Raw genomic sequence first — 22,534 nt, 5'->3', positions numbered from 1 at the left:
ACATTCTTCGCTGAAGCCTTGTGGCGTCTGCCGTGTCAGTGAGGCGGCATTATAGAGAAGACGAAGACATTGGCAAGGTTTATTTCAATAAAATTGCAAAAACACGCATTAAGCGATGAAAATAAATACAAAGCCTTATTTTCATACATTTAACCCCACCAGCCACACAAGTTATCCACAGAGTTATTAATTTCCTTGCGTTTTGGAGTAGATAAAATAAAAGGAAAGCTGCTTTCGCAGCTTTCCTTTTATTCATAACTGAACAAGTTAGATTCCGGAACCAAATTGTTCGTTACCATCATCCTCGTGCAGTCCACACTCTCTTTTCAATCCAAAGAACCTAGTTTCTTCTTCATTCATTCCTGGTTCCCACTTTTTGGTTGTGTGGGTATCACCTACAGACAGATAACCTTCATCTCTTAGTGGGTGATAAGTTAAACCATGTTCTTCTAGGTAATAGTGAACATCTTTATTTGTCCAATCCACTATTGGAAGGAATTTGAATACACCATTTTGAATCGACAGTATCGGCAATCCAGCTCTTGATTGAGATTGTTCACGACGTAAACCAGAAAACCATGTACCAGCATCTAACTCATCTAAAGCGCGGCGCATAGGCTCTACTTTATTCAGCTTATTGTATTTTTCTATTCCTTCTATTCCCTGTTCCCATAACTTTCCATAACGAGCTTCTTGCCAGTTAGGACTCTCGTGGGAGCGAAACACCTTAAGATTAAGAGTCAACCTTTCACTCAGTTGATCAATAAAGTGATAAGTCTCAGGAAACAGATACCCAGTATCAGTAAGTATTACTGGAATATCAGGCTGAGCATTAGTAACAAGATGCAGCATTACCGCAGCTTGGATACCAAAACTAGATGAAACAACGTGTGTACCTTCCAGATTATCTAAAGCCCACTGAACTCGTTGTTGTGCCGTTAGCGACTCTAACTCCACATTGATTTCTGCAAGACGGAGACTTTGCCCCGACTTAGCTAATGTAAGCAGCTCTGCTAACTGTGGCTTAGAAGCAACAGTATTAAGCATGCAAATCCCTCTTCGAAATAATGACTTCTTCAATAATTCCCGCTCGGATAGTGAAATCACCAAATCCTTCATTATCGTCACGTTCATTTGCCCAGCGGCCTACAAGTACATCAATCTCTTCTAGGATCTGCTTATCGGTAATATTCTCTTTATACATCTTAGGGATTCGAGTTCCCGCTTTATTACCACCTAAGTGCATATTGTATCGACCTGGTGCTTTACCCACTAATCCAAGTTCAGCCAACATGGCACGTCCACACCCATTAGGGCAGCCCGTTATACGCAGTATGATGTTGTCATCTTCTGGTAGGCCATGCTTTTTGAGAATACCTTCTACATCGGTAACAAACTCTGGCAAGAAACGTTCAGCTTCCGCCATTGCAAGTGGACACGTAGGGAAAGCAACACAAGCCATCGAGTTCTTACGCTGCTCACTGACTGCATCATCCATCAAACCATATTCACGAGCGAGTTTCTCGATTTTTGCTTTTTGATTGGCAGGCACCCCTGCAACAATTAGGTTTTGGTTCGCAGTCATTCGGAAGTCACCTTTGTGAACCTTCGCAATTTCAGCGACACCAGTTTTAAGAGCTTTACCGGGGAAATCTAATAGTCGACCATTTTCGATAAACAACGCTAAGTGATGTTTACCATCGATACCTTCAGCCCAGCCAATACGGTCACCACGTTCAGTGAACTCATAAGGACGACTCTCAGAAAACTCTACACCAGCGCGTTTTTCTACTTCAGCCTTAAACACCTCAATACCTACACGATCTAATGTGTACTTAGTTTTTGCATTCTTACGATTTGAACGGTTACCCCAATCACGCTGTGTGGTAACAACGGCTGCCGCAACATCTAACGTATTTTCTAGCGGCACAAAACCAAAGTCGTCAGCTTTACGTGCATAGGTAGAAGTATCACCGTGAGTCATTGCTAAGCCACCGCCGACTAACACGTTGAAACCCACTAACTTTCCATTTTCAGCAATGGCGATAAAGTTAAGATCGTTGGCATGCACGTCCACATCATTTTGCGGAGGGATCACAACTGTTGTTTTAAATTTACGTGGTAGATAGTTGCTACCAAGTATCGGCTCTTCATCCGTACTCTCTAGCTTCTCGCCATCTAACCAGATCTCTGCATAGGCGCGAGTTTTAGGTAGAAGATGTTCACTAATCTTTTTGGCCCACTCATAAGCTTCTTGATGAAGCTCAGATTCAACAGGGTTAGTCGTACATAAAACGTTCCGGTTCACGTCTCCCGCTGTTGCAATAGAATCAATACCAATACTATTTAGAGTTTGATGCATCAGCTTAATGTTCGGTTTCAAAACCCCGTGGAATTGAAACGTTTGACGCGTCGTTAAACGAATTGAACCATAAGACGTACTTTCATCTGCAAATTTATCAATCGCCAACCACTGCTTAGGCGTGATAATGCCACCAGGCATGCGTGCACGTAACATTACATTGTGTAGAGGCTCAAGTTTTTGCTTTGCGCGCTCGTTACGGATATCACGGTCATCTTGTTGGTACATACCGTGGAAACGAATTAACTGGAAGTTATCTGCAGTAAAACCACCTGTGATGCGATCTTGAAGATCTGCCTCAATGGTTCCACGCAGGTTATTACTTTCACGTTTCAGACGCTCGTTGTCTGCTAATGGGCCAAGCACCTGGCCTAAAACTTCTTGCTCTATGACTTGCTTGCTCATTAGTACACATCCCTTTGGTAACGCTTCGCTTTGCGTAAATCATTAATATATTGTTCTGCTTGTTCACGACCAAGTTGACCTTGCTCTTCCGCTATTACAATTAATGCATCATGAACATCTTTCGCCATACGCGTTGCATCACCACACACATATAGATAAGCGCCATCTTGTAACCATTGCCAAACTTGCTCTGCTTGCTCAAGTAAACGATGTTGTACGTAGACCTTGTCTTGCTGATCTCGGCTAAAGGCAACATCAAGACGAGTAAGCACGCCAGACTTTAAATATTTCTGCCATTCAACTTGATATAGGAAATCTTGAGTGAAGGTACGGTCACCAAACAGCAACCAGTTTTTACCTTCTGCATCTCGGTTTTCACGTTCTTGTACAAAGCTTCGGAAAGGGGCGATCCCTGTACCAGGGCCAATCATGATAATTGGTGTATTGTCGTCTTGCGGTAACTTGAAGTTATTGTTGTTTTCAACAAAGACTTTAACTTCACCACCTTCTTCTAACCTTTGAGACAAGAAGCTAGATGCACCACCTAATCGAGACTCTTCACCTTTTTGGTACTCAACTAGACCTACCGTCAAATGAACTTCTTCATCCACTTCTGCTTGGCTAGATGCAATTGAATATAAACGAGGGGTCAATTTTCGTAACAAGCTCACTAACTCTTCTGCTGACAGTTTTGTTTTCTTCTCAGCAAGTACGTCTACAACTTGAGTATTACCTGCGTAATCACGCAATTTGTTCTTATCATCCACCAGCTTTTGTAGTTTCTTACTGCCAGAAAGTTCAGCAAACTTAGTCACCAACTGAGGGTTTGATGCTGTGATCTCATATTTACTGACTAACGCACTATGGATAGAGAGGCTTTCACCATCGACTTCAATACTCTCAACACCAGAAAGTCCAACCTTCGCTAAAATTTCGTTTGCTAAATCAGAACTGTTTTCATACCACACGCCCAACGCGTCACCAGGTTGATAAGTGATACCTGATTCATCAAGATCAATCTCTACATGACGAACATCTTTACCAGAGTCTCGCCCTGTAATTTTTTGGCTCGTCAGTAACGTCGCTGTATATGGGTGTTGTTTTGTGTATTGAGAATGACCAGCAGCGGCTTGACCGACTGGAAGTTGAACGATTTCAGCCTCATTGCCAGAAGACAAGGCATCTTTTACCTGTTCAAGCGCTTTCGCCGTCCACTCGCTTGCAGGGGTCTCGTAATCGACATCACAATCAATACGTTCAATAAATGGAGTTGCACCCAACTTAGATAGGTAGCTATCAAAGTCCTTACCTGTTTGACAAAAGAACTCGTAACTAGAGTCCCCTAAGCCAATCACACCGTATTGTAGGTTTGGTAATTTAGGGGCTTTCTTAGATTGTAAAAATTCATGCAGCTCAATTGCGTTATCTGGTGCTTCACCTTCGCCGTTAGTTGAAGCTACGAAGATCACATGAGTTTCTTTCGCAAGATTTTTGCCTTTGTAGTCGCTCGCATCAAATAATTGAACAGCAATTCCGGCAGCTTTTGCATCAGCTTCTAGAGCTTCAGCTAAACCTTTGGCATTACCCGTTTGTGAAGCAAATATAATAGAAAGCTTACCCGCTGGTTTTGCAGACACTACCGCAGCAGCATGAGCAATAGGAGCGGCGGCTCCTACAGGCTGAGATTGACTTAGTCCCCAGAAATAACCACTCACCCAAGCTAACTGCTGTGGTGACAATTCTGAAACCGTATTTTGAAGTTGACCTAATTGTTGGTCATTAAGTGGAGCAGCTATCCCAGGTACACCTGCTGGTGCTGTATTTTCTGGTGCTACTTTCTTTTGTGAAGACTCTTTCTTATATAWAGACATGGTCACGACATCCCTAATCATTGCGTGACGATAGATTAACCACTCCTTTTAATAACAAGAAAGAATAGATAAGTATGTTTTATAACTTTTTGGAAGTAAGAAAGAGTAGATAGAGCATCGGCACTATTTATTTTCAATTCGAACTTGCTGAAACCCGACAGCCATTGCTGACTTAGATGCCAGATCCAAATCCAAGTAGTGGCACTCTTCACCGTGTACATCTGTCAGCAAAACAAACCCTCCACGACGGTGACGAAACTCCACAACCCATGAGCCTTCTTGCGTTGATGGCTCAATAATAGCTTCTACTAACATCTTCTCTCGATACAAATTTCTTAGTTCAGGGAGAGTCATATTCCTTCCTTGGGTCAGTATTAACGAGGATAAAAATCAACAGTACCTATAAGGATGGTTCAAAGTGGGAAATGTGCTAACTAATTCCAGAACGATATAATTAATAGGTATAAAAAAACGCCGCTTATAAGGCGGCGTTATTTAAATAATTCAATTAAAGGTTAGAAGCGAACTTCTGCTCCAGCAAACCAACCATCAACCAGAACAAAAGGCTTACCCAATGTGGAATCAAAAGCGGTTTCTGATTCTAAGTCGATCACACGGTAGCCACCACGCAATGCAATATCAGCATTCTGCATTGGTAAACGGTATTGAGCACCAGCCATAAGGTCGGTGGTTTTCAAACCATTGCTGTTACCGAAGTCCATAGAGCCGATGATGTCGAAATTTGTTTTCGGTACATTGATTTCACCGTAACCGTAAAAACTCCAAGTCAACTCGTCAAAATTAGACGCCGTTGAAGAAGTTGCGGCATCTACATACTGAGTGTTGGAATACTGGCTTACTGTAATACCCGCATCGAAATGCAGTAAATCATGATCTAGCCAGTTGTAGTAAAAGGTGTAGTCGTACTTATCGAAAGCGATATAGTCAGTATCAACCGTTGTATAACGGATGCTTGCGTTAGGGATCAGCGGAAACTTATGTTCCAAAGCAAAGTACATTGAAGGTGATTTACCGTCATCGCGTCTCACTTCATTGACTTTAGTGCCACTCCACCACATTTCAGCGCCAACTTTAGCTGAATAAAAAGAATCTGAATCCGCAGATACAGCTGTAGCTGAAAACATCATGCCCATTAAAGCAATCAATGGTGTTTTACTCATTTGAGATGGCTCCCATTTCATATCTCGTGCTCAACATTGGCACAACGGTAAAATTAATTGACGAAAATTCTACCACACATATCAAATGCACAAACAACAAACATGCGGATACTCAAAAAAACTTAACGTGGACAATGCACATAATTTTTGAAGAACCAAATACCTAACGCAATCACAATCAACCATGGAAGTAGCTTAAATACGATACTGACCATGCCTAAAAGAAACATAACTACCAATGCAAGCCCTGTCGCCGCGAGAACAGTAAAAGCAGTCAGTCCAGTAACTAGTAATGTAGTGACAAAGATTAAGACAAAGATAAGTTCAAACATATTATTTTCCTTTTTACTTATTCGACCATTACCTAATTGCAGCATTCGTACCAAGTTGAGAAAATAAAAATAAACTTTAAAATCAATAAATTAAAAAAACCACCCGTTATTGGGTGGCTTCTAAAACAACTAAACTTGGTTAATTTAACCAGTACTGGCTAAATTTACACGTTCAATTCCTTAGGGATTTTCGCTAGCGCAGTTTGAATAACTTCGATGCCAGCACCTTTCTTGTGTGCATTTTCGCTGATGTAACGGCGCCATTGTCTAGCACCCGGCATACTTTGGAATAAACCAAGCATATGACGAGATATATGACCAAGGCTTGCGCCATTAGATAACTCTTGCTCGATGTACGGGTACATCTCTTCAACAACTTGAGAGCGCTTCTTCACTGGAGTATCTAAGCCGAAGATCTCTTGGTCAACTGAAGCCAGAATATACGGGCTATGGTAAGCTTCTCGCCCTATCATCACACCATCAAGGTGTTTAAGGTGCTCTTTAGAATCTTCAAGGGTTGTAATGCCGCCATTCAGCGCAATGACCAACTCCGGAAAGTCCTTTTTAATTTGATAAGCACGTTCGTAATCCAATGGTGGGATTTCACGGTTCTCTTTCGGACTAAGGCCACTTAACCAAGCTTTACGAGCGTGGATAGTAAATTGCTCACAACCCGCCTTCTCAGACACCGTAGAGATAAATTTAGTGAGAAATTCATAAGAGTCTAAATCATCTATACCAATACGCGTCTTCACCGTCACTGGAATGTCGGTAACTTCTTTCATCGCGCTTACGCAGTCGGCAACCAGTTCTGGCTCTGCCATTAAACACGCACCAAAGCGTCCGTTTTGAACTCTGTCTGATGGGCAGCCAACATTCAAGTTCACTTCATCGTAACCACGCTCTGAGGCCAACTTAGCGCAAGCGGCTAAATCAACAGGGTTAGAACCACCTAGCTGAAGAGCCAAAGGATGTTCTTGTTCGCTATAGGCAAGAAAGTCACCTTTACCATGCAATATTGCACCGGTTGTCACCATTTCTGTATACAGTAACGTCTGTTGTGACAATAAACGGTGGAAGTAACGACAATGGCGGTCAGTCCAATCCAACATGGGTGCGACTGAAACCTTGCATGAATGTGTCATGATAAAAGTACCCTAATAGCGAGTCGAAATAGTCTATTGGGCGAGCCCAACAAAAGCAAAGTGGGCTATTGTAAATGCTCAACACCAATAGCGCTAGGTGAACTTAACCTCACATATTTCAATCATACTGCGCCATAAAGTATCTAATTCTATTACAACAACCAGTTATGTCTTGAGTAGGGTCACTATTTTGAGTTACCTTGTCTAATCCGAAGTAGTGGTCCACAATTTGCTTTGTAGTTTGCTTTAATAATCGGAAATTTATCGGTTAACCACGAAAACCAATTAGATATAGTTTATGATTAAAGAAGTTCAATAGTTATGGTAAAAAATTTGGACCTAACATTGATAGAGCAAATAGAAGGGATATGTGCAGCGAGAGGAGTTCGCTTAACTACGCAAAGAAAAAGAGTCTTTGAACTCATTCTAGCTAACAAGAAAGCATCGAGTGCTTACGAGTTACTAGAACAATTAAAACTTAGCGAACCACAAGCAAAGCCTCCAACTGTCTATCGCGCTTTAGATTTTTTATTGGAACAAGGTTTCATTCACCGTGTCGAGTCAACGAACAGTTTTATTTGCTGTTGTTCATGTAATGCAGATAAACATTTTTCTCATCTATTGATTTGTGATAAATGTGGCACCGTCATTGAATTGCAAGATGAAACGTTAATAACGTTACTCGCAAAGAATGCAAAATCACACGGGTTTCAGCTTAGCAACCATGTCATAGAATCACATGGTATTTGCGAACCTTGCTCCTCGGGTATGACAGAATAAGATAATAGAAGAACATTATGCGCGCTGAATTTGTAAATCCGTTTTTAGCCTCTTTAATGAATGTGCTAAAAACGATGGCTTCTCTAGAACTGAAACCACAAAAGCCGAGAGTTAAGAAAGATGAAATAGCTCGCGGTGACGTTTCTGGCCTCATTGGTATGGTTGGAACACAGTCTCGTGGCTCAATGTCGATCACCTTCGACGAAGGTTTAGCGCTTGAGATCATGCAGAATATGTTAGGTGAACGACCGAACGGCCTAAATGAAGAAGTGACTGACATGGTTGGTGAGATCACTAATATGGTAACGGGTGGTGCAAAACGAATCTTAGCTGAGAGCGGTTTCGATTTTGACATGGCTACACCTATCGTTGTTTCAGGTAAGGGCCACACAATTCGTCACAAGTGTGAAGGCGCTATTATCATCATGCCTTTCACTTCTCAATGGGGTAATGCTTTCATTGAGATCTGTTTCGAATAGAAACAACTGTCTACGTTAGGTAGCAGAAAATCCAAATTTAGAAGGTTAACGTATATACGTTAGCCTTTTTTATTACCTAAAAAACAGTAAATACAAAAACGCCAGCCTCTTAGCTGGCGTTTTACTTATCGGCACCTCACGCAGTCTTAAGCTTTCAGAGCTTTAAACGCGTTGATCAAACCGTTTGTCGAGCTGTCGTGTGATGTAACTGGTGCATCATCGGCAAGCTCAGGAAGAATTTGGTTTGCTAGTTGCTTACCAAGTTCTACGCCCCATTGGTCGAAGCTGAAGATGTTCCAGATAACGCCTTGAACAAAAATCTTGTGCTCGTACATCGCGATTAGGTTACCCAAAGAGCGAGGAGTCATTTGCTTAACAAGAATTGAGTTTGTTGGACGGTTGCCTTCAAATACTTTGAAAGGAGTAAGCTCCGCTGCTTCTTCTGCTGTTTTGCCCGCTGCTAGGAATTCAGCTTCTACTGTCTCTTTTGTCTTACCGAATGCTAGCGCTTCAGTTTGAGCAAAGAAGTTAGACATCAGCTTCTGGTGGTGATCAGACGCTGGGTTGTGGCTTATTGCAGGCGCGATAAAGTCTGATGGGATCAGCTTCGTGCCTTGGTGAATCAGTTGGTAGAAAGCGTGCTGGCCGTTTGTACCAGGTTCACCCCAAATGATAGGACCTGTTTGGTACTCTACCGGGTTGCCTTCGCGGTCTACAAACTTACCGTTCGATTCCATGTTACCTTGCTGGAAGTAAGCAGCAAAACGGTGCATGTATTGATCGTAAGGCAAGATAGCTTCTGACTCAGCGCCGTGGAAGTTATTGTACCAAATGCCGATAAGCGCAAGGATAACTGGGATGTTGCTTTCAAACTCAGTTGAAGCAAAGTGGTTATCCATATCATGAGCACCTTCAAGTAGCTCTACGAAATTATCGAAGCCAACAGAAAGTGAGATAGAAAGACCGATCGCAGACCACAGTGAGTAACGACCACCCACCCAATCCCAGAATTCGAACATATTATCAGTATCAATACCAAACTCAGCGACAGATGCTGCGTTCGTTGATAGTGCTGCGAAGTGTTTAGCAACGTGTGCAGAATCACCCGCTTCAGCCAAGAACCAATCGCGTGCAGAGTGTGCATTTGTCATTGTTTCTTGAGTTGTAAATGTTTTAGATGCAACTAGGAATAGCGTTGTTTCTGGGTTCAACGGCTTAAGTGTCTCAACGATATGGGTGCCATCTACGTTAGAAACGAAGTGCATGTTTAGACGAGTTTTGTATGGCGTTAGTGCTTCAGTCACCATGTATGGACCAAGGTCAGAACCGCCGATACCGATGTTCACAACATCAGTGATCTCTTTGCCTGTGTAGCCTTTCCACTCACCAGAAACGATACGGTGCGTGAACAGTTCCATTTTTGCTAGTACTGCGTTTACTGCTGGCATTACATCTTTGCCATCAACCATTACTGGCTTATCGCTACGGTTACGTAGAGCAGTGTGAAGCACTGAGCGACCTTCGGTCTTGTTGATTGCATCACCGCTAAACATAGCTTCAATTGCAGACTTAACTTCAGTTTCGTTAGCAAGAGCGAATAGGTGCTGCATTGTCTCAGCATCGATAAGGTTCTTAGAGTAATCCACTAAGATGTCAGAACCGAAACGAGTAGAAAAACTCTCGAAACGTTTTGCATCTTGAGCAAACAGCTCTTTCATATCCATATCTTGAGCAGACTCAAAATGTTCAGTTAGAGCTTTCCACGCTTGTGTTTGCGTTGGGTTGATATTTTTCAACATGGTATCTATCCCGATGTTACTGTAGGTTTTATTCTAAGCGTCACCTAGGTGATGAATAGAACCCCCGATTAGGCGAAAGTTTATATGCTTCAATGCCGATAAAAGTACATCATCATTGAAAGATTATTTGTAATTTTTTTTCACAGCGTATTATGCCGTATATGAAGAGCTGCACCTTGAGATAAATCAGGATTAGATTTTCTGATACAGAAATCAGTACAGACTCTCGCTTCAACTTACTTAAATGTGAGCTAAAGCTTATAAATTCAAGTTAGAAAGATAGCGTTAAACCACTTTTTTTCCAAATACATTATAGAGGATGGCGTATGTGGATTCAGAAGACTATACATCTCAAAGCACGAAAGCGTGGATTTCATCTCATTACTGATGAAATTGAACAACAGATACACAATATGGATTCTTTATCTGTTGGTTTATTACATCTATTTATCCAACATACCTCAGCGAGCCTCACACTTAACAAGAACGCCGACCCGACAGTTCGCAGCGATATGGAATCACACTTCAATAAGTTCATACCTGAGCGTGCTATCTATTACCGACATACCTATGAAGGCGACGATGATATGCCCGCTCATATTAAGGCCTCAACACTTGGGACCAGCGTGACAATTCCGATAACAAACGGTCGTTTAGCTTTAGGTACATGGCAAGGCATATACTTGGGAGAGCATAGCGATTGTGGAGGAAGCCGAACGATTATTGCCACGATTCAAGGTGAGTAAGCTGAAGTTTAGAAAGGGAAAGAGTGACGTAAGGTACAGTCACTCTTTAAAAACAAAATTCTGACTTACGAACAATAAGACATAATTGTTCTTAGAAGACTAGAAAGGTTGATTGATCATCACGCGAAAAGTACCTTCACCACCACCTTTCGCAACTTCAGCTCGAACGACAATACCTTCAACTTGGAAGCGAACTGCACCACCTAAGCTCCATTTCATGTCAGAGTGCAGCGTCTTGATATCATACTCTTCTGCAACACGCCCTACTTCGGCAAAAGCTACCCATTGCCACCAAGGAAGGTCATAGTAATTAATCACAGGGACTTCACTTAATGGTTGCCAATCTGGCAGTACTCGATATTCAGCCGAGTAATGAACCGCTGAACGGCCGTGATAACGACCACTCGTATAACTACGCAGACGATATAAACCGCCTAATCTAGCTTGTTCTGTTTCAGGGGGGCGACCACAACTCTCACCTAAGCAGTCTTTCCAGGTTGGTGTATCAGAGGTATAAAAATCAAGAGCAACAACTTGCTGGTCAAATAGATCACCAAGTGGACCTAAAGCAAAATACTGGCTATTTTGGAACTCCCAGTTCATCCATAAATCATCACTCCCCCAACTTTCCGCCCCAGTGGTAAATTCTAAAGCGGTATGAGACCCTTTTGTAGGATTACGAGTGCTGTCGCGATTATCCCAATCAAAAGCTAAGCTAAAGCCAGTTGCTTGCTCTGTATTATTGAATGACTTTAGTTCGCGAGAAGTATAGAACGGAGTAAAGATAATAGAACTCACACCGGACTCTAATGGCGAAGCAAAGTTCACATCTTTGATTGGCTGAAACGCTCCAAGTAGGCCATGTTCAGCGACATTCCCCCAAGGTAGCAAATACTTAAACTCAAACTGATAATTTTGTTCTAGACCATCAGTGATCGTTTTGTCTGCACTCGATGAATTGTTATCCCCTTGAGAACCAAGATAGTAAGAATTGTCGTTGAAACGCGCTTGATACATCTGAGTACTGAACAAAACGCTTTCAGATAGTGCGTAATTAAAAGCTGATAAGAAACCAACGTAGCTATCTTTATCGGAATACAGCGCCATACCAAATAAAGCAGCCTGCGGCTGACCAACGCCCTTTGCGACACCAGCAACACCAAAAGTATTACCCATGGTTTCAGTACTGAAATAAAAAGGAAGGAAGGCTGAATCTTTCTCTTCACTTAAGGCTGGCGAAGAGATAACAGCACTAACCAGCGCCATTGCTGACATTAACCAGTGCCTAGTAATTCGCGTGAGCATGTTTACTTCACATACTCCATTGCCACACGAGAAGTCAACTTAGTGACCAGTTCATAGGCAATCGTTCCAATGTGTTCAGCGACTTCCTCTGAAGGTAAATCTTTACCCCATAGAACGGCTTCATCACCGACTTTATCATTTGCGTCAGGGCCTAAATCTACCGTCAACATATCCATAGAGACACGGCCAGCAATCGGCACTTTGCGCCCATTAACAAAAACAGGCGTACCGTTGGGTGCCGTTCTTGGATAACCATCGCCATAGCCAATTGCGATAACACCGATTTTGGTATCACGACCACTAGTCCAGTTACCACCGTAGCCAACACTTTCACCCGCTTTTAAATCTCGGACAGCGATTAAATGTGAAGTGAGAGTCATCACAGGCAAGAAACCTAGATCTTGTGCGGACTTATCTACAAATGGGGATACACCATAAGAAATAATCCCAGGTCGTATCCAATCTAAATGACTATCAGGCCAAGCCAATAAACCAGCAGAATTAGCGAGTGAGCGTTCTCCTTCACATCCTTCAGTTAATGATAGGAAAAGCTTGGTCTGTTCTACTGTGGTTGCCTTATCCAATTCGTCTGCACAGCCAAAATGACTCATATAACGCAATGGCTTTGCTACATTAGGGCATTGATGCAAGCGGTCAACAAACTCTTGATACTGTTCAGAACGAACCCCTAGGCGATGCATTCCGCTATCAAGCTTAAGCCACACCACAACGGGAGCTTCTAAGTCGGTATTCTCTAAAGCGCTTAACTGCTCTTCACAGTGAACAACGGTTTGAATGTTATTAGTTACCAGTATTGGTAAGTCACCTGAAGAATAAAAACCTTCAAGTAATAAAATTGGCTTAACAATCCCACCAGCACGTAACTGCAAAGCTTCTTCAATACGAGCAACACCAAATGCATCAGAGTTGGTTGAACGTTTAGCGATATGCAGCAACCCATGACCATAGCCATTGGCTTTAACTACCGACATTACTTTGCTGTTTGGAGCCTTCGACTTAATTAAATCCAGGTTATGAGCCAAGGCATCTAAATTGATATAAGCGGTTGCTGCTTTCATGTAAGTCATTACAAATTACTCATCATCAAATGCAGGACCTGCATAGTTATCGAAACGTGAGTGTTGACCTTGGAATGTCAGACGGACCGAACCAATCGGGCCATTACGCTGCTTACCCAGAATTATTTCAGCAATACCTTTCAGTGAACTATCGGGGTTATAAACCTCATCACGGTAGATAAACATGATCAAATCGGCATCTTGCTCAATCGAACCTGATTCACGCAAGTCCGAGTTTACCGGGCGCTTATCAGCACGTTGCTCTAGGGAACGGTTTAGCTGGGAAAGAGCAACAACCGGAACGTTCAACTCTTTCGCCAGTGCTTTAAGAGAGCGTGAAATTTCAGCGATCTCCAAAGTACGGTTATCAGAAAGTGCCGGAACTCGCATTAATTGAAGATAATCGATCATGATCATGGATAGACCATCGTGTTCACGGGCAATACGACGAGCACGAGAACGCACTTCAGTCGGAGTTAGGCCTGAACTGTCATCGATGTACATATTCTTCTTATCCATGAGCATGCCCATGCTAGAAGAAATACGCGCCCAGTCTTCATCATCTAACTGACCTGTACGAATTTTAGTTTGGTCAACACGAGATAAGGATGCAAGCATACGCATCATCAGTTGTTCGGCTGGCATCTCAAGAGAGAAGATTAATACTGGTTTTTCTTGTTTCATCGCCGCGTTTTCACACAAGTTCATCGCAAACGTGGTTTTACCCATCGATGGACGCGCTGCAACAATGATCAAATCAGAGCCCTGTAAACCTGCTGTTTTCTTATTGAGATCGTTAAAACCAGTATCAACACCGGTTACACCATCTTGTGGAGTCTTATACAAGATCTCAATACGTTCTAACGTTTTCTCCAGAATGTTATCTACATTCTGTGGGCCTTCATTTTCACTGGCACGGCCTTCGGCAATCGCAAAAACTTTACTCTCAGCCAGATCTAACAAATCTTCTGATGTACGACCTTGTGGGTCATAGCCAGAATCAGCGATTTCGTTCGCTACTCCAATCAAACTTCGAACTAACGCACGTTGGGCAACTATATCGGCATAAGCGTTAATGTTGGCAGCACTTGGCGTATTTTTCGCTAAGTCAGCTAGATACGCAAAACCACCCACATCTTCGAGTTGCTCGCGTAATTCTAAAAATTCTGAAAGTGTAATCAGGTCAAGAGGATGACTATCATCTAGAATGGCTTTAACCGCTTCAAAGATAAGTCTGTGTGGGCGGCTATAAAAGTCTTTTGCTACCACTTTTTCAGCGACAGTATCCCAGCGTTCATTATCCAATAACAAACCGCCAATAACGGATTGTTCGGCTTCTAGCGAATGCGGAGGAACTTTGATTGCATCGACTTGAGCACTGGCTGATTTCTGATTTCTGGTATCCACAATGACTACACTCAATAACTATTAATGACCGCTCATTATACCCAAGAACAATAATTTGTAATCTAATCCACCCACTTTGTTTTACTCTTAGATAAGAATTTACTTATTACTGACTCAAGCTAAATAATTAGGAATTACGATCACACTATTCATATCACCAATAAATGAGGTTTGCGTGTCCAAATTGTTCATTCTCGGCCTCGGGCTTTTAAGTGCGCCCGTGATCTATGCCGAAGAATCCACGGATCTGGATATTGCACCTGAAATCAGCCAAGCCCCGAATCCGTTATCTAGCGAAGTTGAGTTCGGCTATCAATCCCATACAGGTAACTCAGATTCACGCTCTTTGAACGCACGTTTAAATGGTGAATATACTGCTGGTCGCCATAGGACGAATGCAGAATGGAAATACTACAATTTATATAAAGATGGGGAAGAGGATAAAAGACAATCCACTTACTCTGCACAAAGTGATTATAAGTTAAGTCCTAAAACTTACTTGTACGGCAGTTTTAAAGGGGTCGATTCAAGATACAGTGCTTATTTCAAAGATTACACGATATCAAGTGGTCTTGGTTACCAGTTCGTGAATACCGAAAGGTTCATTTTAGAGCTCGAACTTGGCCCTGGTTTTCGTTACCAAGAACCTAACCTTGATGAAATTGATGACGATGACATTATCTTCCCAGAAATCGTTCAAGAAGGGATTTTCCGTGGGAACTTGAATACGTCTTGGCAAGCGCTGCCGAACTTAAAGTTCAACGCAGACATGACTCTGGTTTCCGGTAAAAGTAACTTAAGAATGGATACTGAACTTGAAGCTGTAAACGACATCACCGAGAACATTGCCCTGAAGATTTCTTACTCCCGTCAATACCACGATAAAGTGCCAGAAGGTCTAGAAAAATCGGATAACATTCTTTCCGCGAATATCCTTTTCCAGTTCTAATACTACTGCCTCAAACCATTAGAATCACAAAATTTAGACATAAAAAAACACCAGCCGAAGCTGGTGTTCAAAACTTTCATAAAGAAAGAATTCGTTTCGTACTGAAATTACTCAGCAGCAACGATTGTGATGTTTGCTGTAGCAAAAACTTCAGAGTGAAGTTGGATGCTTACTGCGAACTCACCTACGTTACGTAGAGCGCCTTCAGGTAGGCGTACTTCGCTCTTAACTACTGCAACACCAGCAGCTGAAATAGCTTCAGCGATGTCACGAGTACCGATAGAACCGAATAGTTTGCCTTCGTCACCAGCTTTAGAAGCGATTGTAACGCCTTCTAGAGTGTTAACGCTCTCTGCGCGAGCTTCTGCAGCAGCTAGTTGCTCAGCAACTTTAGCTTCTAGTTCAGCACGGCGAGTTTCGAACATAGCAACGTTTTCTTTAGTTGCCATAACTACTTTACCCTGTGGGATAAGGAAGTTACGAGCGTAACCAGATTTAACGTTTACTTGGTCGCCAAGGCCACCTAGGTTACCGATTTTATCAAGTAGAATAACTTGCATTATCTTAGTCCTCTTAAACTATTATTAACTATTACCGATTACTGATGCTTGTCAGTGTATGGTAGTAGAGCTAGGTAACGAGAACGCTTGATAGCGCGAGCTAGTTGACGTTGGTATTTAGCACTTGTACCAGTGATACGGCTAGGTACAATTTTACCAGCTTCAGTGATGTAGTTTTTTAGAGTTGCTACGTCTTTGTAGTCAATCTCTTGTACGCCTTCTGCAGTAAAACGGCAGAATTTACGACGACGGAAGAAACGAGCCATGGGCTATCTCCTGATCTAAATTTAATAATGCGGTATTCACACGAACTTAAAAATAAGTAGTAAGCAAATGCTTGTAGTGAAAATACCTAAACGAGTTGAATAAAATTTAATGACCTAAAAGGCCAAAAAAGAATTACTCAGCAGCAGCTTCTGGCTTAGCTTCTTCTTCACGACGTGGTGCACGTTCTTCACGGTCATCACGACGAGGAGCACGCTCTGCACGCTCTTCTTTTTGCTTAAGCATGATAGATTGCTCAGTCACAGCGCCTTTAGTGCGCATGATCATGTTACGTAGAACTGCATCGTTAAAACGGAAAGCAGTTTCTAGCTCGTCCATCACTTCTTGGCCAGCTTCAACGTTCATAAGAACGTAGTGAGCTTTGTGAAGTTTGTTGATTGGGTAAGCCATTTGACGGCGGCCCCAGTCTTCTAGACGGTGGATAGTACCGCCAGCTTCAGTGATTGAACCAGTGTAACGCTCGATCATGCCAGCAACTTGCTCGCTTTGATCAGGGTGAACCATGAATACGATTTCATAATGACGCATTTGGTTGCTCCTTACGGATTATTAGCTTCCACGAAAGGCTCGGTCGTCCAAGGGAAGCAAGGAACTAAAGAAAAATGACCGAGTTTTAAGGACGGCAAATATTATAGAAAGAACCCTGTATTGGCAAGCGGTATTTGGTGAATAATGAAACAGTTTTTGTTTCGCCATCTAGCCATCCGCCTCCCTTTGTTTTAGGGCTTTTCTGATATCTGTTCTCATTCTTTAAAACAACAAACGCCCACCAGCAAGGTGAGCGTTTATATGTTGAAATCAGCAGTCACCATTCAAAATGATGACGTGCGATTACTTGGCTAGACGTTGTCGTACCGCTTCAAACAGGCAAATGCCTGACGCAACAGAAACGTTTAAGCTAGAAACAGCACCCGCCATAGGGATCTTGATTAAATCGTCACAAGTTTCACGCGTTAGACGACGCATACCGTCACCTTCTGCCCCCATAACAATCGCTAGAGGCCCATCAAGCTTCGCTTGATAAATATCATGAGTCGCTTCACCAGCCGTGCCTACGAACCATACACCCTGCTCTTGCAGTGCACGCATAGTACGAGCAAGGTTAGTAACACGCACTAACGGAACCGTTTCAGCGGCACCACAAGCGACTTTACTTACCGTTGCAGTTAACGGTGAAGAGCGGTCTTTTGGTACGATAACCGCCGCTACACCAGCTGCATCAGCATTACGTAGGCAAGCACCTAAGTTATGCGGGTCAGTAACACCATCAAGCACTAATAGTAAAGGCTGTTCATGCTGCGCCAAAATATCATCAAGGTGAGTTTCATTTAGCTGCTTAGCTGGCTTCACTTTGGCAATGATGCCCTGATGACTAGCCCCTTGCGCTTTTTCATCAAGCGGCTTACGACCCATTTGTTGAATTGAAATTCCATACTGCTGAAGTTGATTCAGCAGAGGAAGAAGACGTTCATCCTGACGACCTTTCAATACGTATGCTTCAATAAATCGTGCTGGATCTTTTTCTAGTACGGCTTTCACCGCATGAATCCCGTATAAAAATTCGTTACTCATTATCTACCTGTCAGGTTTCTTGCGCTAGCTAAGTCATCACTTGTTCAAGTGACACTCCACTAGGTATTGTCAGTATTAAACAGGTACGCACTGCGTACCTGTTCATTTGTTAATAGTAGCTTACGCTTCAGGGTTTTTAGGTCTACGTCGGCTCGTACGCTGTTTCGGCTTTGATGACGTTGATTTTGGCTTACGGCGCTTCGGCTTTGCCTTAGATGACGGTGCGCTATCACTGCTACCATCCGGTCTCTTAGTCGGCTCAACCAATGCTTTTGCCTTAACTCCTGGCTTGCGATCTTTCACAGATGCACGCTTTCGGCTTTTCGCTTTCTGTTGTGCTTCTGCAACACGTTTTTTAGCCGTCTTGCCTTTTCCGCGTAGCTTACGGCTTGTTTCAGTTAATTCAAAGTCAATTTGACGGTCATCTAAGTTAACCGCTTTCACTTTTACTTTTACTGAATCACCAAGGCGGTAAATCATGCCACCGCTTTCACCAATAAGTCTTTGACCTAGTGGATCAAATTGATAGTAGTCATTCGCCAATGACGAAATGTGTACTAAACCATCAATGTGCAGTTCCGTTAAACGCACGAAGAAGCCAAAGCCGGTTACGTTAGCAATTACACCGTCCATCTCGTCGCCAACATGGTCTTGCATATACTCACACTTTAGCCAATCATTCACTTCACGCGTTGCATCATCAGCTCGGCGTTCGGTCATCGAACATTGCTCACCGTAGAAGTCCATATCATCAAATGAGTAATGGTAGCCCCCAGTTGGTGTCCAACGATCAGTGTTACGACCTTCATCTTTCGCAATCAGATATTTGATAGCGCGGTGCAAAAGTAAATCAGGGTAACGACGAATAGGTGACGTAAAGTGCGCGTATCGTTTCAATGCTAGACCGAAGTGACCTGCATTATCAGCGTTATACACGGCTTGCTTCATCGAGCGCAGTAACATCGTTTGAATAAGTTCTTTATCTTCACGTTCACCGATCTGACGCATTAACTGTGCATAGTCAGTTGGCGATGGCTCTAACCCACCACCTAAACTTAAACCTAGCTCACCAAGGAAATCTCTAAAGCCCGTTAAGCGCTCTTCACTTGGTGTTTCATGGATACGGTACAACGCAGCTTCATTCGCTTTCTCAACAAGTGAAGCTGAAGCGATGTTCGCTAAGATCATACACTCTTCAATGATCTTATGTGCATCGTTACGAATCACAGGTTCAATACGGTCAATCTTACGATCTGAGTTGAAAATAAACTTCGTTTCTACCGTTTCAAATTCTATTGCACCACGCTCATCGCGCGTCTGCTTAAGAATCTTGTACATCTGGTGCAGCTCTTCAAGATGCGGCACTTCTTTTTCGTAACGTTGGCGAAGCTCTTCATCACCCTCTAAAATTGCGCCTACTTTGTTGTAAGTAAGACGAGCATGAGAATTCATTACAGCTTCATAGTGTTTATATCCAGACAGCTTACCGCTAGCAGAAATGGTCATTTCACAAACCATACACAGGCGGTCTACCTGTGGGTTCAATGAACATAAACCATTAGAAAGTACTTCTGGCAGCATAGGGACAACTTGCGATGGGAAGTAAACAGAGTTACCACGGTTAATCGCTTCTTTATCTAATGCTGTATCTGGGCGTACGTAGTAACTTACGTCTGCAATCGCAACCCATAAGCGCCAACCGCCACCTTTTTTCGCTTCACAATAAACCGCATCATCGAAATCACGTGCATCTTCACCATCGATTGTCACCAATGGCAATTCACGTAAGTCGACGCGACCTTTTTTCGCTTCTTCAGGGACATGCTCACCTAAGTCAGCAATCTGCTTATCTACTGCATCTGGCCATTCATTTGGAATCTGGTGAGTACGGATAGCAATTTGTGTTTCCATACCTGGCGCCATATTTTCGCCAAGAACCTCAAGAACCTTACCAGTCATACCACGAGAACGAGTTCCACGATCCGTCAGTTCAATCACAACCACGTTCCCCATACGAGCACCGCCTTTATGCTCGTTCGGGATTAGGATGTCTTGAGTAATACGTGAATCATCAGTCACCACAAAAGAGTGGCCATATTCTAAGAAAAAACGACCAACAAGCGGTGTTTTACGCTCTTCAAGTACACGAACTAAACGCCCTTCTTTGCGACCACGTTTGTCGGTACCTGCAGGTTGAACCAAAACTAAATCACCATGAATGATATTACGCATTTGATGATGAGGAAGTAGTACATCGTTATCTTTGCCGATGCTGCCTTCAGGTCGAACCCAACCAAAGCCATCCTTGTGGCCGATCACTAAACCTTTAACAAGCTCTAGCTTCTCTGGTAGTGCATAGCATTGACGGCGAGTAAAAATAAGTTGTCCATCTCGCTCCATCGCACGTAAGCGACGGCGTAGCCCTTCATATTGTTCTTCACCCGACAAGCCCAGTTGTTCAAACAAGTCATTACGGTTCATCGGCACATTGGCATCTGTTAAGAATTTAGTGATGAATTCGCGGCTTGGTACAGGGTTGTCGTATTTTTTTGATTCGCGCTCAGCGAAAGGATCAATATTAGTGTTGTCTGTGTTTTTATCTGACATAGGCGGGTCTACTTAAGCAAGGAAGGTATTCATCTAGTATATCTGACTCAGCTAGCAACCTACAGATATGCTTGCAAAAAGCTCAAAATAAGGGGCGATTGACTCAATTTTAAACAAGTTAACACAACCATTCATAGCATCAATTCACATCACACTTTTATGTAATTAACAAAGCAAACGTTTGCAAGATTAGATAAATGGCCTATGATGCACTCACTTTTACCATCATCCGTTCCAAAGGTACTGATATGACATTTAAACGCACTTTTCTTGCTGCTGCGATGGCAAGTATAAGCTTACTTCCTTTCACTAGCTCTGCCGCTGAAAAAGCTGAKCTAATGATCACTGATGCTATGGTTCTAACCATGAACCAAGAAAAGACTGTTTTTGAAAGCGGTACTGTCGTTGTTAAAGACAACAAGATCATCGCTGTTGGTGATGCTTCACTAGAAGAACAGTATCAAGCGAAGAAAGTATTAGATGTCGATGGCGATATTGTTATGCCTGGCCTAATCAATACTCATACTCACGTATCAATGACAGTATTCCGCTCACTAGCGGATGATGTACCAGATCGCTTACACCGTTACATTTTCCCTCTTGAAGCTAAGCTTGTTTCTCGTGACATGGTTCGTATTGGCGCAAACCTTGGTAACGTAGAAATGGTTAAAGGTGGTGTAACAACTTACGCTGATATGTACTACTTCGAAGATGAAGTAGCAAAAACAGTAGATGAGATCGGTATGCGCGCGGTACTTGGTGAAACTGTTATTAAATTCCCAGTAGCTGATGCAGCAAATGCAGAAGAAGGCATCAAATACGCTTTAAACTTTATTGAAGAATATAAAGATCACCCGCGTATTACACCAGCATTCGCACCACACGCACCCTATACGAACACAACTGAAGTTTTACAGAAGGTTGCTAAACTTTCTCTAGAACTCGACGTTCCAGTGATGATCCACCTTGCTGAATCACATCGCGAAGAAGAAAAAATCGCTAAACGAGCTGAAGGTTTATCTCCAGTTCAGTACATGGATAGCATTGGTGCACTAAACAAAAACCTTGTTGGTGCACACATGATTCTTGTAGATGATGAAGATATCGAGTTAGTGAAAAAATCAGACATGGGTGTTGCTCACAACATGAGTGCAAACATCAAGTCAGCAAAAGGCGTATCACCAGCACTTAAGATGTACGACGAAAACGTACGTATTGGACTAGGTACTGATGGACCAATGTCAGGTAACACCTTAAGCACAATTGATGAGTTCAACCAAGTTGCTAAAGTTCACAAACTAGTAAACCAAGATCGTGCAGCAATGCCACCGATCAAAGTGATCGATATGGCAACAATGGGCGCAGCTAAAGCACTTCACATGGAAGATAAGATCGGTTCATTAGAAGTAGGTAAGCTGGCGGATATCATTGTTATTGATACTAAGGCACCAAACATGGTTCCAGTATACAACCCGTACTCAGCACTTGTTTACTCAGCGAATGCTGGCAACGTTCGTCACACAATTGTTGATGGTAAGATCATCATGAAAAACCGTGACATGTTGACTGTTGATGAAGATGAAATTCGTAAAGAAGCTCTAGAGTTCACACAAGTTGTTCGCGATACTGTCATTGCATCAGGTGAAGTGGTTCAGTAAGTTTCTTACTCA

21 protein-coding genes are annotated in these 22,534 nt (G+C 42.7%); 5 read left to right on the top strand and 16 right to left on the bottom strand.

Going from position 1 to position 22,534, the window contains the following annotated elements; all coding sequences use genetic code 11:
- Positions 1–267 precede the first annotated feature (267 nt).
- The 7 genes from L4C33_RS05710 to dusA all read right to left on the bottom strand — a co-directional run bounded on the left by L4C33_RS05710 (position 268) and on the right by dusA (position 7,296).
- On the bottom strand, positions 268–1,047 hold the full coding sequence (locus tag L4C33_RS05710; RefSeq protein WP_428811474.1) for a phosphoadenylyl-sulfate reductase: 780 nt from the start codon (positions 1,045–1,047) through the stop codon (positions 268–270).
- On the bottom strand, positions 1,040–2,767 hold the full coding sequence (gene cysI / locus L4C33_RS05705; RefSeq protein ID WP_428811473.1) for an assimilatory sulfite reductase (NADPH) hemoprotein subunit: 1,728 nt from the start codon (positions 2,765–2,767) through the stop codon (positions 1,040–1,042). The genes L4C33_RS05710 and cysI overlap by 8 nt, the downstream gene beginning before the upstream one ends.
- Positions 2,767–4,638 (bottom strand): assimilatory sulfite reductase (NADPH) flavoprotein subunit, encoded by a 1,872-nt coding sequence (locus L4C33_RS05700; RefSeq protein WP_428811472.1) that lies wholly within the window; start codon positions 4,636–4,638, stop codon positions 2,767–2,769. Before L4C33_RS05700 ends, cysI begins: the two co-directional genes overlap by 1 nt.
- A gap of 123 nt (positions 4,639–4,761) precedes the next feature.
- Positions 4,762–4,992: a hypothetical protein gene (locus tag L4C33_RS05695; protein WP_137358699.1), complete on the bottom strand. Its 231-nt coding sequence runs from the start codon at positions 4,990–4,992 to the stop codon at positions 4,762–4,764.
- 161 nt (positions 4,993–5,153) lie between these two features.
- The gene (locus tag L4C33_RS05690; protein WP_428811471.1) at positions 5,154–5,819 is read right to left on the bottom strand and encodes a TIGR04219 family outer membrane beta-barrel protein; all 666 of its coding nucleotides are present in this window, start codon (positions 5,817–5,819) and stop codon (positions 5,154–5,156) included.
- A gap of 122 nt (positions 5,820–5,941) precedes the next feature.
- Positions 5,942–6,151 (bottom strand): envelope stress response protein PspG, encoded by a 210-nt coding sequence (gene pspG, locus L4C33_RS05685; RefSeq protein WP_428811470.1) that lies wholly within the window; start codon positions 6,149–6,151, stop codon positions 5,942–5,944.
- Positions 6,152–6,315: 164 nt separating this feature from the next.
- Positions 6,316–7,296: a tRNA dihydrouridine(20/20a) synthase DusA gene (gene dusA / locus L4C33_RS05680; RefSeq protein WP_428811469.1), complete on the bottom strand. Its 981-nt coding sequence runs from the start codon at positions 7,294–7,296 to the stop codon at positions 6,316–6,318.
- Positions 7,297–7,617: 321 nt separating this feature from the next.
- Between dusA and zur the strand changes: the two genes are divergently transcribed.
- Both zur and L4C33_RS05670 read left to right on the top strand, forming a co-directional pair.
- The gene (gene zur / locus L4C33_RS05675) at positions 7,618–8,076 is read left to right on the top strand and encodes a zinc uptake transcriptional repressor Zur (RefSeq protein ID WP_428811468.1); all 459 of its coding nucleotides are present in this window, start codon (positions 7,618–7,620) and stop codon (positions 8,074–8,076) included.
- Positions 8,077–8,093: 17 nt separating this feature from the next.
- Entirely contained in the window at positions 8,094–8,555 is a 462-nt protein-coding gene (locus L4C33_RS05670) for a chemotaxis protein CheX (RefSeq protein ID WP_428811467.1), read from the top strand.
- Positions 8,556–8,701: 146 nt separating this feature from the next.
- Here L4C33_RS05670 and pgi read toward each other — a convergent pair whose 3' ends face one another.
- Positions 8,702–10,354, bottom strand: a complete 1,653-nt coding sequence (gene pgi, locus L4C33_RS05665) for a glucose-6-phosphate isomerase (protein ID WP_428811466.1) — start codon at positions 10,352–10,354, stop codon at positions 8,702–8,704.
- 326 nt (positions 10,355–10,680) lie between these two features.
- Between pgi and L4C33_RS05660 the strand changes: the two genes are divergently transcribed.
- Positions 10,681–11,100 (top strand): secondary thiamine-phosphate synthase enzyme YjbQ, encoded by a 420-nt coding sequence (locus L4C33_RS05660; RefSeq protein ID WP_428811465.1) that lies wholly within the window; start codon positions 10,681–10,683, stop codon positions 11,098–11,100.
- A 99-nt stretch (positions 11,101–11,199) separates the two neighbouring features.
- On the opposite strand, the gene L4C33_RS05655 is transcribed toward L4C33_RS05660, so the two are convergent.
- Genes L4C33_RS05655 through L4C33_RS05645 form a run of 3 tightly spaced genes read right to left on the bottom strand, consistent with a single transcriptional unit; the run spans position 11,200 to position 14,891 of the window.
- A complete protein-coding gene (locus L4C33_RS05655; RefSeq protein WP_428811464.1) occupies positions 11,200–12,405 on the bottom strand; it encodes a BamA/TamA family outer membrane protein in 1,206 nt (401 codons plus the stop codon).
- A gap of 2 nt (positions 12,406–12,407) precedes the next feature.
- On the bottom strand, positions 12,408–13,493 hold the full coding sequence (gene alr / locus L4C33_RS05650; protein ID WP_428811463.1) for an alanine racemase: 1,086 nt from the start codon (positions 13,491–13,493) through the stop codon (positions 12,408–12,410).
- A 6-nt stretch (positions 13,494–13,499) separates the two neighbouring features.
- Positions 13,500–14,891: a replicative DNA helicase gene (locus L4C33_RS05645; RefSeq protein ID WP_428811462.1), complete on the bottom strand. Its 1,392-nt coding sequence runs from the start codon at positions 14,889–14,891 to the stop codon at positions 13,500–13,502.
- Between the two features lie 184 nt (positions 14,892–15,075).
- On the opposite strand from L4C33_RS05645, the gene L4C33_RS05640 reads away from it, so the two are divergent.
- Positions 15,076–15,840 carry a DUF481 domain-containing protein gene (locus L4C33_RS05640; protein ID WP_428811476.1) on the top strand — a complete coding sequence of 255 codons (765 nt, stop codon included), beginning with the start codon at positions 15,076–15,078 and terminating at the stop codon, positions 15,838–15,840.
- Between the two features lie 107 nt (positions 15,841–15,947).
- Here the strand turns inward: L4C33_RS05640 and rplI are convergent, their stop codons facing one another.
- The 5 genes from rplI to rnr form a co-directional block, all read right to left on the bottom strand.
- Complete coding sequence (gene rplI / locus L4C33_RS05635; RefSeq protein WP_428811461.1) at positions 15,948–16,400, bottom strand: 50S ribosomal protein L9; 453 nt, start codon at positions 16,398–16,400, stop codon at positions 15,948–15,950.
- A 38-nt stretch (positions 16,401–16,438) separates the two neighbouring features.
- The gene (gene rpsR, locus L4C33_RS05630; protein ID WP_000090472.1) at positions 16,439–16,666 is read right to left on the bottom strand and encodes a 30S ribosomal protein S18; all 228 of its coding nucleotides are present in this window, start codon (positions 16,664–16,666) and stop codon (positions 16,439–16,441) included.
- A 133-nt stretch (positions 16,667–16,799) separates the two neighbouring features.
- Entirely contained in the window at positions 16,800–17,213 is a 414-nt protein-coding gene (rpsF, locus tag L4C33_RS05625; protein WP_004735855.1) for a 30S ribosomal protein S6, read from the bottom strand.
- Positions 17,214–17,516: 303 nt separating this feature from the next.
- Positions 17,517–18,257: a 23S rRNA (guanosine(2251)-2'-O)-methyltransferase RlmB gene (gene rlmB, locus L4C33_RS05620; protein ID WP_428811460.1), complete on the bottom strand. Its 741-nt coding sequence runs from the start codon at positions 18,255–18,257 to the stop codon at positions 17,517–17,519.
- A gap of 120 nt (positions 18,258–18,377) precedes the next feature.
- Entirely contained in the window at positions 18,378–20,864 is a 2,487-nt protein-coding gene (gene rnr, locus L4C33_RS05615; RefSeq protein ID WP_428811459.1) for a ribonuclease R, read from the bottom strand.
- A 248-nt stretch (positions 20,865–21,112) separates the two neighbouring features.
- Between rnr and L4C33_RS05610 the strand changes: the two genes are divergently transcribed.
- On the top strand, positions 21,113–22,522 hold the full coding sequence (locus L4C33_RS05610; protein WP_428811458.1) for an amidohydrolase: 1,410 nt from the start codon (positions 21,113–21,115) through the stop codon (positions 22,520–22,522).
- Positions 22,523–22,534: the final 12 nt, after the last annotated feature.

It is taken from the genome of Vibrio makurazakiensis (assembly GCF_050337375.1).
Classification (GTDB): Bacteria; Pseudomonadota; Gammaproteobacteria; order Enterobacterales; family Vibrionaceae; genus Vibrio; species Vibrio makurazakiensis.
Note: the sequence above shows the minus strand (reverse complement) of the source record. Positions and strands in the feature narration are given on the sequence as shown.